Origin of the sequence: Amycolatopsis sp. NPDC052450 (assembly GCF_044547565.1) — a bacterium.
Classification (GTDB): Bacteria; Actinomycetota; Actinomycetes; order Mycobacteriales; family Pseudonocardiaceae; genus Amycolatopsis.
This window is the reverse complement of record NZ_JBIUAQ010000060.1, coordinates 1-11644: the sequence shown is the minus strand read 5'-3', so window position 1 is coordinate 11644 and position 11644 is coordinate 1. Positions and strand designations below refer to the sequence as shown.

The window sequence follows — 11644 nt, the reverse complement described above, 5'->3', positions numbered from 1 at the left end:
GGGCCGGGGGTGGGGTTCTGCCGCCGGTTCGCGGTGGCGGTACAGGGGTGTTGCGAAAGCCACTTTCGCAACCTTGAGGGTTGCGAAAGTGGCTTTCGCAACACCGGGAAGCGACTGACTCACTCCCCGGATCGCGGCTCGGCACCAGCCCGACGACGTAGCGAAGGACCGGGAACTCTCGGTCGCCGGCCCCGAAGTCCGTGAAGGACTCCTTAAGGGACTCTGGGTCCCTCAAGGAGTCCTTCACGGAACGGCCGCCCTACCCAGCCCAACGCGCGTGAAGGCCCCCTTTCCCTCGGCTGAGCCGAGGAAAGGGGGCCTTCACGCGCAGAGAGCGGACCTAGGCCGCGCGGAGCCCGGCCGGGGGGACGTCCCAGGCGGTGCCGCGGTGCTCGAGGTACCAGTCCACAGTCTTCGTCATGCCCTCCTCCAGCGTGACCAGCGATTCCGGCTGGATGCCGACGGAGAGCAGGGTCGAAACGTCGGCCGTGACCGGCGTGTTCGGCGTCTCGCCCGGGCGCATGGGCAGGTCGGTGATGCCGACCCGCGGGTAGCCGCGCTGCTCGCACAGGCCGATGACGAGCTCCGCGACCTCGCGGATCGTCACCGAGTCGGCGGGCCCGATCTCGACCGTGTTCTCCAGTACCCGCCCCTCGGCGGCGACCTCCAAAGAGGACACCAGGGTGCGGGCGACGTCGCCGACCCACACCATGTCCGAGATCTGCCGTCCACCGCCGTAGAGCTCCACCGGGATGCCGGACAGCGCCCGGCAGACCAGCGCCGGGGTGATCTTGCGGACCTTGCCCGCGGCGAACGGCGGCGCGGCCTTCTGGCGCGGGCCGTAGGCGTTGACCGCGCGGACGCAGTTCACGCGGGTGCCGCGGTCGGCGTTGAACATGCGGACGAACCGCTCGACCGTGGTCTTCGAAATCGAGTAACTGTTGTTCATCCAGTGGTTGCCGACGCAGATGTACACGCCGGGCAGGTCGTACTGGGCGACGGCCTCGAGGAAGTTCAGGCCGCCCATGACGTTGGTCTCCACCGCGGGGCGCGGATTGGTGATCGTCTCCTGGGTGCCCAGCACGGCGGCCAGGTGGATGATCCCGTCGCAATGCGCGGCGAGCTCGGTCAGTGCCGTCGCGTCACGGATGTCGCCCAGCATGACCTCCCACGGCCCGCCGTCCCCCTCGCCACGATGGTCGAACACGACCGGCGTGTGTCCTCTCGCGGCGAGTTCCTCGCAGACGTACTGCCCGATGAACCCGGTGCCACCGGTAACACCAACCTTCATTTTAGCCACCTTTGCCCGATAGGCTGGGAATTCCAGGACTTTTCCTTTTCGCAGAATCCCATCGGCGAGTGAGCCGGGACGCCTCCAATACTGCCTCGAAAGGCAGTATTGGAAAGCGGGATTCAGCCAAGGAACTTCTGCAACGCGCCGATGACCTGAGCGGGCTGTTCCTCGGAAAGGTAATGCCCGGCCCCGGCGATCTTGACCACCTGCGGATCGGCCGCCTTGGCGGGCATCACCTGGGTGAAGTACTGGTAATTGAACTCACCCGCGAGGCCGAGCACCGGCATGGTCAGCTTCCCGTACGACGATCCGGCCGCGATGTCCTGGTTGAGCGTCCGGTACCAGCCGTTCCCGGCCCGGACGGCCTCACGCGTGTGGTAGGCCCGCGCGTAGACGTTCCGGTCGAAGTCGCTCACCGACGACGGCGCCACCGAAAGCTGGTCGATCATCGCGTCCACCAGATACCGCGAGCGACCGGAAACGAGCTGCTCCGGCAGGCCCTGCAGCTGGTTGAACGTCCACCACCACGGCGAGAACTGGCCGGGCCCACTGGGCAGCAACGGCAGCTGGTAGAGGCTCTTGTCGGGCGCGACCACGTCCATCAGCGCCAGTTTCCCGACCGCCTGCGGGTATTTGATCCCGTAGCTGTGCGCGACCATCGCACCGATGTCGTGGCCGACGATATCCGCCTTGGCGTACCCGAGCTTGGCGAGCAACGCGTAAATGTCGGCGGCCATCGTCTCCTTGTCGTAACCCGCCTGCGGCTTCGACGAGCCGCCCATCCCGCGGAGGTCGACGGCGATCACGCGGTGGTTCGCGGCCAGCGCCGGCATCACCTTGTGGAACGCCCACCACGTCTGCGGCCAGCCCGGCAACAGGACCACCGGGCTGCCGGAACCGCCGGCGACATAATGCAACCGGACGCCGTTGACGTCGGCGTGAGAGCTTTCGAATCCGCCCTGCAGCGAACGTGCGAGCGCCGCGTCGGAATGTCTCCAGCTCGTATTCGCGGAGGTTCCCGCCGCCGCGCCCCCCAGCAGTACCACCGCCGCGACCGCGGCCAGCGCGATCATGACCTTCTTGAACCTGCTCATGAATTTCTCTCCCACCGCCAGGGAAATGGTCATCGACACCTCAATGATCAGCCGGATGGGCCGAAAGACGCATCTCGATTGTTGCGGAGGAGGAAAAACAATCACGGCCACCTGTACCGAACCGGCGATCTCACGTGATTGAGCGGACGGCACACGTGATCAGACGGACGACACACGAGTCGTCCACCCCATCACGTGTGTCGTCCGCCGGATCACCTGTGTCGTCCGTCCAGTCACGCGAGACCGCCGTTCGCGCTAGGGCACGGTCACGCCGCGCGGGACTCGCTGCCTGGGCGGGGCAGTTCCGTCACGGTCGCCTCCGGCGCGGGACGCCGCCGGTTGGCCCGCAGCACTTTGCGCACGATGCCCGGCTTCATCAGCGCGGTCGGCGGGTCGACGAGCCCGGCCACCCGCATGAACGCCGCCGTGATCTCCGGGTCGATCGTCGCCGCGTGCTGGACCTTCGCCATGTACGCGTTGCCCATCTTGACCTTGAGCGTCCGCTTTCCCTCCACGCCGGGGAAGTCCAGGTCGCCGCTGGTCGAGATGTCCCACGGGTCGTTGACGACTTTGCCGATCTCGCGCAGGAATCGCCGCGAGTCCGGTTCGGACCGGCGCCGGAGGTGCTCGCGCAGCGCGATCGCCTCCATCGACGCGACCGTCATGCCCTGGCCGTACACCGGGTTGAAGCTGCAGAACGCGTCGCCGAGCACGAACAGCCGCTCCGGGAACCGCTTGAGCCGTTCGTACCGCCGCCGCAGGCTCGCCGGGAACTTGAACGTCACCGGCTCGATCAGCGGTTGCGCGTCCTTCACCGCTTCGTAGATCTCCTTGGCGGGCAAAGACTTCACGTAGTCGAGATAGCCGCGCGCGTCGGTCGGCGGATGATCGCCGAGGATGCCGGTCAGCGAAAGGATGCACTCGTCTTCGTTGACCTGCCCGAAGAACGCGCCCCGCGGATGCGCGGGTGAGGCGACCGGGTTGATCGACTGCCAGCCGCCGAACATCTCCGGCCGCTTGCGGAACATCCGGGTGGTGTAGGCCAGCCCGACCTTCACGCGCTCCTCGGCCGGCCGTTCGAAGCCCAGTTCCTCCAGCCAGACCGGCGTGCGTGTACCCCGTCCGGAGGCATCGACGACCAGGTCCGCGCCGAGGCGTTCCTCCGGCGAGCCGTCCCTCGCCTGCACGCGGACCCCGATGATCCGGTTGCCCTCACGCGTGGCGAGCAGGCCGTGGACGTCGGTGCGTTCGCGGTAGGTGACGTTCGGCAGTGCCGCCGTGCGCAGCCGCAGATGGTGCTCCAGCACCGGGCGCAACGCCGTGATCGACGGCAGCCCGCTGTCGGCGGGCATGACCTGCTTCCCGTTGAAGTACCACTTCATCCGCGCGAGATCGCCGACCGGGACGCCGGAGTCCCGCAGGTCGTCGAGCAGGTTCGGGAAGAGCTCCTCGAGGATGAAGTAGCCGCGCGCGTGCAGCCCGTGCGCGTGCCAGGTGTGCGGGGTCCCGCGCCGCGGTTTGTCCACGCCGAGCACCTCGTCGCGGTCCACGACCACGACCTCGCGGTAGAACTCGGAAAGCACTCTCGCCGCCAGGGTGCCGGCGACACTGCCGCCGATCACCACCGCGCGTTTGCCGACGGGTTCGTTCATGACGATGGCTCCTTGGTGCTCAGGCCGCGAGGTCGCCGGACGCGGGCGGAGCCTGGCCGATCGTGGCGGTGGGGGCGAGAGGTTCGGCCGTCTTGACGCGCCGCGCGGTGCGCAGCACGCCGACGACCAGGCTCGGCCGCATCAGCGCGGTCGGCGGGTCGACCAGGCCCGCGGCCCGGAAGAACGCCTCGGTGAACCGGCCGTCGACGGTCGCCGCGGAGTGCAGCTTCGCCATGTACGCGTTGCCCATCTTGACCTTCAGCGGACGCGGGCCCTCGACACCGGGGAACGCGAGGTCGCCGCCAGCCGAGATGTCCCAAGGCACGTCGATGATCGGGCTGATCTCCTTGAAGAACCGCAGCGGCCGCACGCCACCGGCGTCGAGATGCGTGGCGAGCTGGGCGGCCTCCATGGCCGCGACCGTCATGCCCTGGCCGTACACCGGGTTGAACGCGCAGACGCCGTCGCCGATCACCAGCAAGCCTTCGGGGAAGCGGCGCAGTTTGTCGAACCGGCGGCGGACGCTGGCGGGCACCTTGAAGCTGGTGATCTCGCTGATCGGCTTCGCGGTGCGCACGGCCTGGTGGATCTCGGGTGCGTCCAGCGTCTTGGCGAACTGGAGGAAGCCCTCGGCGTCACGCGGCGGGTGGTCGCCGAGCAGGCCGGTCTGCGACAGCAGGGCGACGTTCCCCGGCAGGTTCACGAAGAAGGCGCCGCGCGGGTTCGCGGGCGAGGCGACCGGGTTGATCGCCAGATCGTCGCCGAACGGGTCGGTGTCCAGCTCGAACAGCCGCGAGGTGTAGGCGAGGTCGATCTTGATCTTCTCCTCGGCGGGCCGCTCGTAGCCGAGTTCCTCCAGCCACACCGAGGAACGGCTGCCGCGGCCGGTGGCGTCGACGAGCAGGTCGGCGAGGATCGTCTCGGGTTCGGCGTCGTCGCCGGTCACCCGCACACCGACGACCCGCGAATGGTCGCCGGTGGCGACCAGCGACTGGATAACCGTGCGCTCGCGGACCTCCACGTTCGGCAGCGCGACGACGCGTGCCCGGACGTGCTCTTCGAGTTCCGGGCGGGTCGCGGACACGCTGAGCAGGCCGGAGTTCTTCTGCCGCAGGCGTTTGCCGTTGAAGTACCAGCGCAGGCTGCCGGACAGGTCGCCGCTGGGGATACCGTTGCCGGTCAGCTCCGCTTGCAGGCCGGGAAAGAGGTCTTCGAGGATCTGCTGGCCGCGGGCGAGCAGCGCGTGCGCGTGATGCGCCTGCGGCACGCCGCGGCGGGTCCCGGCGACGCCGACGATCGTGTCACGCTCGACGATCACGACGGAGCGGTAGCGTTCCGAAAGTACGCGGGCGGTCAGCAGGCCGGCCATACCGCCGCCGAGCACGACGGCGCGTTCGCCAAGGTATTCGCCCATCGCGGGATTCCTCCAATAGGGTAGTCGGCCGGGCCGTCGGAGTCCGACACGTGAAGAATCGTCGTCCGCCGGAGGCCGGGGAGCGTCTCTTCGACTGCTGTCTCCAAAAGCGTTGTGCGGCAACGTGTTCTCGAGCGGCTCTCCATTCCCGGTTGTTAGCTTCGATCAAGTAATTCCGGCTGTCGGCGTTGTTGGAGAGGTGTCATGCGCGCAAAGACCCGGATCCTCGTGATCGGCGGCGGACCGGCGGGTTCCACCGCTGCCGGGCTGCTGGCCAAAGAGGGATTCGAAGTCACCCTTCTCGAGCGGGAACATTTCCCGCGCTACCACATCGGCGAATCGCTGCTGCCCTCGTGCCGCCCGATCCTCGAACGCCTCGGCGTCTGGGACAAGATCGCGGCGGCCGGCTTCCAGCCCAAGGGCGGCGCCTACTACTTCTGGGGACCCGAAGAGTGGGAGGTGCGCTTCCGGCCGCACGGCCGTGACGGCAGCACCAGCGCGTGGCAGGTCATCCGCGCCGACTTCGACAAGATCCTGCTCGACCACGCGCGCGAGGTCGGCGTCGAGGTCCACGAGGGCATCGCGGTGAAGAAGCTCGACTTCGACGGCGACCGCCCGGTCGCGGCCCACTGGGCCGAGGCGAAGAACCAGGCCAACGCCGGCCGGATCGAGTTCGACTACCTCGTCGACGCCTCCGGCCGCGGTGGCGTGATGGCCACCAAGTACCTGAAGAACCGCAAGTTCCACAACGTGTTCCGCAACGTCGCCGCCTGGTCGTACTGGAAGGACGCGAAGGAACTCGACCGCGGTCCGCGTGGCGCGATCACCGTCGCCTCGGTCGGCGACGGCTGGTTCTGGGGGATCCCGCTGCCCGACGGCACGATGAGCGTCGGACTGGTCACCGGCCGGGACTCGTTCAACGCCGCGCGCAACGAACTCGGCGGCGTGGATCCGGTGTACCACAAGGCGATCGGCGACTGCCCGGCGATACAGCAGCTGCTGGTCGAGGCCGAACAGGTCACCGAGGTCAAGGTGGAGCAGGACTATTCGTACGCGGCCCAGCAGTTCCAGGGCCCCGGCTACCTGCTCGCCGGCGACGCCGCCTGCTTCCTCGACCCCCTGCTCTCGACCGGTGTGCACCTGGGCACCTACAGCGCGCTGATCGGCACCGCCGCGATCAGCAGCGTCATCCGCGGTGAGATCAGCGAACCCGAGGCATGGGACTTCTACGAGGTCGTGTATCGCCGCGCCTACGAGCGGCTGCTGGTGCTGGTGTCCACCTTCTACGAGAGCTACCGCGGCAAGGAACACCACTTCTTCCGCGCGCAGCAACTGTCCGAAAAGGACTGGGCGGGAATGGACGTGCAGGCCGCGTTCGACCGGTTCGTCACCGGTATCGCCGATCTCGAGGACACCGAGGAGGTCTACCGCCGGATCCAGGGTCACCTGCTCGGCGACGAGAGCGGCAAGCACAACCCGCTGGACAACCTCAACCGCGTCCACGAGCACAAGCAGGCGCCGGAGAAGCCCGAAAAGGCGATCAACGGGCTGTACCTGAGCTATGAGCCGCAGATCGGCATCCGGCGCGCGTGAGCGCCGCCACTCCTCCACCGGCCTAGGGAAAGGGTCCTCATGTCAGCCACGCTTCACGGTATGCCCGAGCGGTTCGACGTCATCGTCATCGGTGGCGGCCCGGCGGGCGCGACCTGCGCCGGTCTCCTCGCGAAGGAGGGGCGCACGGTCCTGGTCCTCGAACGCGAACGGTTTCCCCGCTACCACATCGGCGAATCGCTGATCCCGGTCGGGATGCGCCCGCTGCAGGAACTCGACCTGCTCGAGCGCATGGAGGCGCGCGGTTTCGAACGCAAGTACGGCGGCAGCCTGGTGTGGGGGAACCGGGACGTGCCATGGAACTTCTCGTTCATGAAGGCCGCGGAGGGCACCTACGCCTACCACACCCGCCGCGCCGACCTGGACACGCTGATCCTCGACCGCGCCCGCGAACTCGGCGCGTACGTCGTGGAGGAGACGACGGTCAAGGACGTGCTCCAGTCCGACACCGGCCGGGTCACCGGCGTCCGGTTCACCCTGCGCGGTTCGGCAGGCGACTACGAGGCCAGCGCCTCGCTGGTCGTCGACGCGTCCGGCCAGTCGCGCGTGATCGGCCGGAAGTTCAGCGACATCACCTGGCACAACGAGCTCCGCAACGTCGCGGTCTGGACCTACTACGACAACTGCGACCGGCTGCCCGGTGACGAGTGGACCAACATCCTCATCGAAGGCACCGCCGACGGATGGTTCTGGGGCATCCCGATCGACAAGGGCACGATGAGTGTCGGCTACGTGACCAAGTCGGACCTCGCCAACGCGGACGACCAGTCGCTGGAACAGCTCTTCCTGAGCGAACGGGACAAGACCACCCGGCTCAAGGGACTGCTGGCCAACGCCCGTCAGCACGCGGGATACCGGACGGCGCGGGACTGGTCCTACACCAACGAAACCTTCTACGGCGACGGCTGGGTGCTCGTCGGTGACGCGGCCGCGTTCGTCGACCCGCTGTTCTCCACCGGTGTCGCGCTCGCGACGCTGGCTGGCAGCTCACTGTCCAAAGTGGTCCACCAGATCCTGGAACACCCGGCCATCGAGGAGAAGGCTCTCGACCGGTACGCCGGGAACTACCGCGCGTTCTTCGACGAGATCCGCAACTTCGTCGAGCGCTTCTACGACCGGACCAAGTACAAGGAGTACTACTACGACCTCGCGCAGGAGGTCGTGGACCCGGAGCAGCTCCACGCGCCGAGCGTCGACTTCGTCACGCTGGTCTCCGGACTGTCGGGCAAGCATCCCCTGTTGAAGATCAGTCTCGACGACCTGATCGCGAACGTCACCGAACCCTGAGCGGGGAGCTGAATGGTGGAGAACAAACCCCGCACCGGGTACCGGGCGCTGGGTGTCTACCTAGGACTGGTCGTGGTGCCCGTCGTGGTCGCGATCATCCTGCTGGCCCGTGGCGACGACGGTGACATCGTCGCCACGGCGAAGACGCCGTCCGGGCCGTCGCTGGCGCAACTGCTGCTGGCGATCGCCGTGGTGGTCGGCGTCTGCAAGGTGGCAGGCTGGCTGGCCCAGCGGATCGGGCAGCCCGCGGTGATCGGCGAGATCACCGCGGGCGTCCTGCTCGGCCCGTCGGTGCTCGGCGCGCTGTGGCCTTCGGGTGCGGCCGTGCTGATCCCGCCGTCGGTGGTGCCGCAGCTCAACGTCGTGGCACAACTCGGCGTGATCTTCTTCGTCTTCCTCGCCGGGCTGGAACTGAACACCCGGCTGCTGCGCGGGCGCGGACGGCTCGCGCTGGTCGTCAGCCACGTCAGCATCGCGCTGCCGTTCCTGCTCGGCGTCGGGCTCGCCATGCTCGCATACACCCGGTTCGCCCCGCCCGGCGGCGGATTCCTGCCGTTCGCGCTCTTCTTCGGCGTGTCGATGAGCATCACGGCGTTGCCGGTGCTGGTGCGGATCCTGCACGAGATCGGGCTCTTCCGCAGCGAGATCGGCGTGGTGACGCTGACCTGCGCGGTGGTCGACGACGTGACCGCGTGGAGCCTGCTGGCGCTGGTGATCGCGCTGACCACCGCGTCTTCGCTGTTCGGAGTGGTACTGACGGTCTTGCTGACGGCGGCGTTCGTCGCGCTGCTCGGCCTGGTCGTCCGGCCGCTGCTGCGGAAACTCGTGACGCGGGTCCCGGTGGCGAGCCTGCAGAAGGCCGCTCCGCTTTCGGTGGTCGGCGTGCTGGTGTGCGCGATGGCGACCGAGTGGATCGGCGTGCACGCGATGTTCGGCGCGTTCGTGTTCGGCGTGGTCTTCCCCAGGGACAATCCGATCGCGACCTGGCTGCACGACAAGGCCGGTGGGCTGACGACGGCGTTGATGCTGCCGCTGTTCTTCGCCTACAGCGGGTTGCGCACCGACATCGGCCTGCTTTCCGGCGGCGGCGCGTGGCTCTGGTGCGGCGCGATCCTGCTGGTGGCCGTCGCCGGCAAGTTCGGCGGCTCGGCGCTGGCCGCGCGTGCGGTCGGCGAGAACTGGAACCGCTCGCTGCAGGTGGGCGCGTTGATGAACTGCCGCGGCCTGACCGAACTGGTCGTCCTCAACATCGGGCTCGACCTCGGCGTGCTGTCCCCGACGCTGTTCACCATGCTGGTGATCATGGCGCTGGTCTCGACCGCGATGGCGGCGCCGATGGCGACCTGGTTCGCCCGGCGTGACGGCCAGAACGTGGTGAATTTCCTCGACCGCACCTCCGAACGTGCGGCAGCTTGACGCACCGGCAAGCAGGAAGACGCGACGCCTTCCGACCGCTGCGAAGCTGGAACAGTCGACGATCTAGGAGGTCAAGGTGTCGAGCACCGATGTTCCGACGCGGGAGGAACTGGTTCGCCGCGTGGCCGAACTCGCCCCCGCACTGAAGAAGCACTCGAACTGGCAGGAACAGAACCGGCGGGTGCACGAGGAGTCCATCGAGGCACTGGCCGACGCCGGCGTCTTCAAACTGCGCCGCCCCAAGCGTTACGGCGGCTACGAAGCCGACACCCGGACCCTGGTCGACGTCGCCACCGAGATCGGCCGCGCCGACGGCTCCACCTCCTGGGTGGCCTCGGTGTACTGGATCCCGACCTGGATGGCCTGCCAGTTCTCGGAAGCCGTGCAGGACGAGGTGTTCGCCACCCCGGACGTCCGCGTCTGCGGCACGCTGAGCCCGACCGCGATGGCCGCGCCGGTCGACGGCGGGGTCGTGGTGAACGGAAAATGGGGTTTCATCAGCGGGGCACTGCACGCGCAGTGGCAGGAGATCATCGCGATCCTCGTGCCGCCGGAGGGCGAGCCGTATCCGATCATGGCGCTGGTGCCGATCTCGGACCTGCTGATCGTGGACGACTGGGACACCTCGGGCCTGCGCGGCACCGGCAGCGTGTCGACGGTGGCACAGGACGTCTTCATCCCGGCTGAGCGGGTGCTCCCGCTGCCCGCGGTGCTGGAAGGTCAGGGCGCCGCCGCTTCGGCGTCGATCTACCGGGCGCCGCTGCTTCCGGTCGCCTCGGCGTCCTCGGTGGGGACGCTGGTGGGGATGGCGAAGGGCGCGCAGGACACTTTCCTCAAGCGCTTGCCGGATCGCAAGATCACTTACACGGCCTACGATTCCCAGCGCGAAGCCCCGATCACGCACCACCAGGTGGCCGAATCGGCGCTGAAGATCGACGAGGCCGAGTTCCACGCGCATCGTCTGTCCACTTTGGTCGACCGGAAGACCACGGACGGCACGCCGTGGAAACTCGAGGAACGCGCGATCGCGCGGGCCGACCTCGGCGCCGTGGTCCGCCTCGCCAAGGAAGGCATCGACATCCTGGCCGGTGCTTCCGGCGGTTCGTCGGTCTACCAGGGCATCCCGATCCAGCGCATCGCCCGCGACGTCGCCGCGGTCAACCTCCACGCGCTGATGCACCCCAACACCAACACCGAGCTGTACGGCCGCGTGCTCTGCGGGCTCGAGCCCAACACCCTTTACATCTAGGAGGATCCGCCGATGACCACGACCGAAACCGGCACCGCCGCCGACCAGGCGGCGATCGCGGCACTGACCCAGAAGGTGATCGCCGCGTGGGCCTACCACGACGCCGACTCCTTCGCCGGCGTCTTCACCGAAGACGGCACGATGATCCTCCCCGGCGTCTACAAGAAGGGCCGCGACGAGATCCGGTCGTTCCTCGTGGAATCCTTCGAGGGCAACTACAAGGGCACCCAGGTCACCGGGCGCCCGCTGGAGATCCGGTTCTTCACCCCGGACTCGGGCGTCCTGATCACCCAGGGCGGCGTGCTCGGCCCCGGCGAGACCGAGGTCGCCGACTCCCAGTCGATCCGTGCCTCGTGGACGGTCGTCAAACGGGACGGCGGCTGGCAGCTGGCGTCCTATCAGAACACCCCGGCCAAGCAGCAGCTGCCCAAACCGGGCACGGCCGCCTGACCCTCCCCTCCTCGGAACCCGGGCCTCCCCTCCTCTGGGCCCGGGTTCCGCCCTGTCCGGGTCCCGCGGGCCGGAAGTCCGTGAGGGCCTCCTTCCCTACCCTGAAGGTAGGGAAGGAGGCCCTCACGGACTTCTGCACGTGGCGGGTGGGTGGGTGGCGGGGCGCGGTGGGGGGGC

9 protein-coding genes are annotated in these 11644 nt (G+C 68.2%); 5 read left to right on the top strand and 4 right to left on the bottom strand.

The window, feature by feature from the left end; genetic code table 11:
* Nucleotides 1-340: 340 nt before the first annotated feature.
* The 4 genes from ACIHAO_RS42805 to ACIHAO_RS42790 all read right to left on the bottom strand — a co-directional run bounded on the left by ACIHAO_RS42805 (nt 341) and on the right by ACIHAO_RS42790 (nt 5454).
* Complete coding sequence (locus tag ACIHAO_RS42805; protein WP_125792112.1) at nt 341-1291, bottom strand: NAD(P)-dependent oxidoreductase; 951 nt, start codon at nt 1289-1291, stop codon at nt 341-343.
* Nucleotides 1292-1413: 122 nt separating this feature from the next.
* Nucleotides 1414-2388: an alpha/beta fold hydrolase gene (locus ACIHAO_RS42800; RefSeq protein WP_396568064.1), complete on the bottom strand. Its 975-nt coding sequence runs from the start codon at nt 2386-2388 to the stop codon at nt 1414-1416.
* A gap of 266 nt (nt 2389-2654) precedes the next feature.
* Nucleotides 2655-4040: an FAD-dependent oxidoreductase gene (locus tag ACIHAO_RS42795; RefSeq protein WP_396568062.1), complete on the bottom strand. Its 1386-nt coding sequence runs from the start codon at nt 4038-4040 to the stop codon at nt 2655-2657.
* A 19-nt stretch (nt 4041-4059) separates the two neighbouring features.
* Nucleotides 4060-5454: an NAD(P)/FAD-dependent oxidoreductase gene (locus ACIHAO_RS42790; RefSeq protein WP_396568060.1), complete on the bottom strand. Its 1395-nt coding sequence runs from the start codon at nt 5452-5454 to the stop codon at nt 4060-4062.
* A 204-nt stretch (nt 5455-5658) separates the two neighbouring features.
* Between ACIHAO_RS42790 and ACIHAO_RS42785 the strand changes: the two genes are divergently transcribed.
* The 5 genes from ACIHAO_RS42785 (at nt 5659) to ACIHAO_RS42765 (ending at nt 11467) form a co-directional block, all read left to right on the top strand.
* Nucleotides 5659-7047 (top strand): NAD(P)/FAD-dependent oxidoreductase, encoded by a 1389-nt coding sequence (locus tag ACIHAO_RS42785; RefSeq protein WP_396568058.1) that lies wholly within the window; start codon nt 5659-5661, stop codon nt 7045-7047.
* A 60-nt stretch (nt 7048-7107) separates the two neighbouring features.
* Nucleotides 7108-8352 (top strand): NAD(P)/FAD-dependent oxidoreductase, encoded by a 1245-nt coding sequence (locus ACIHAO_RS42780; RefSeq protein WP_396568056.1) that lies wholly within the window; start codon nt 7108-7110, stop codon nt 8350-8352.
* A gap of 12 nt (nt 8353-8364) precedes the next feature.
* Nucleotides 8365-9768: a cation:proton antiporter gene (locus ACIHAO_RS42775; RefSeq protein WP_396568054.1), complete on the top strand. Its 1404-nt coding sequence runs from the start codon at nt 8365-8367 to the stop codon at nt 9766-9768.
* Between the two features lie 76 nt (nt 9769-9844).
* Complete coding sequence (locus tag ACIHAO_RS42770) at nt 9845-11017, top strand: acyl-CoA dehydrogenase family protein (RefSeq protein WP_396568052.1); 1173 nt, start codon at nt 9845-9847, stop codon at nt 11015-11017.
* Nucleotides 11018-11029: 12 nt separating this feature from the next.
* On the top strand, nt 11030-11467 hold the full coding sequence (locus tag ACIHAO_RS42765; protein WP_125785201.1) for an SgcJ/EcaC family oxidoreductase: 438 nt from the start codon (nt 11030-11032) through the stop codon (nt 11465-11467).
* Nucleotides 11468-11644: the final 177 nt, after the last annotated feature.

What these genes read in the sequence shown, in the direction of transcription:
- ACIHAO_RS42780 (WP_396568056.1), top strand. Translation starts at nt 7,108, where the DNA reads ATGCCCGAGCGGTTCGACGTCATCGTCATCGGTGGCGGCCCGGCGGGC.
- ACIHAO_RS42785 (WP_396568058.1), top strand. Translation starts at nt 5,659, where the DNA reads ATGCGCGCAAAGACCCGGATCCTCGTGATCGGCGGCGGACCGGCGGGT.
- ACIHAO_RS42795 (WP_396568062.1), bottom strand. Translation starts at nt 4,040, where the DNA reads ATGAACGAACCCGTCGGCAAACGCGCGGTGGTGATCGGCGGCAGTGTC.
- ACIHAO_RS42790 (WP_396568060.1), bottom strand. Translation starts at nt 5,454, where the DNA reads ATGGGCGAATACCTTGGCGAACGCGCCGTCGTGCTCGGCGGCGGTATG.
- ACIHAO_RS42805 (WP_125792112.1), bottom strand. Translation starts at nt 1,291, where the DNA reads ATGAAGGTTGGTGTTACCGGTGGCACCGGGTTCATCGGGCAGTACGTC.
- ACIHAO_RS42775 (WP_396568054.1), top strand. Translation starts at nt 8,365, where the DNA reads ATGGTGGAGAACAAACCCCGCACCGGGTACCGGGCGCTGGGTGTCTAC.
- ACIHAO_RS42765 (WP_125785201.1), top strand. Translation starts at nt 11,030, where the DNA reads ATGACCACGACCGAAACCGGCACCGCCGCCGACCAGGCGGCGATCGCG.
- ACIHAO_RS42800 (WP_396568064.1), bottom strand. Translation starts at nt 2,388, where the DNA reads ATGAGCAGGTTCAAGAAGGTCATGATCGCGCTGGCCGCGGTCGCGGCG.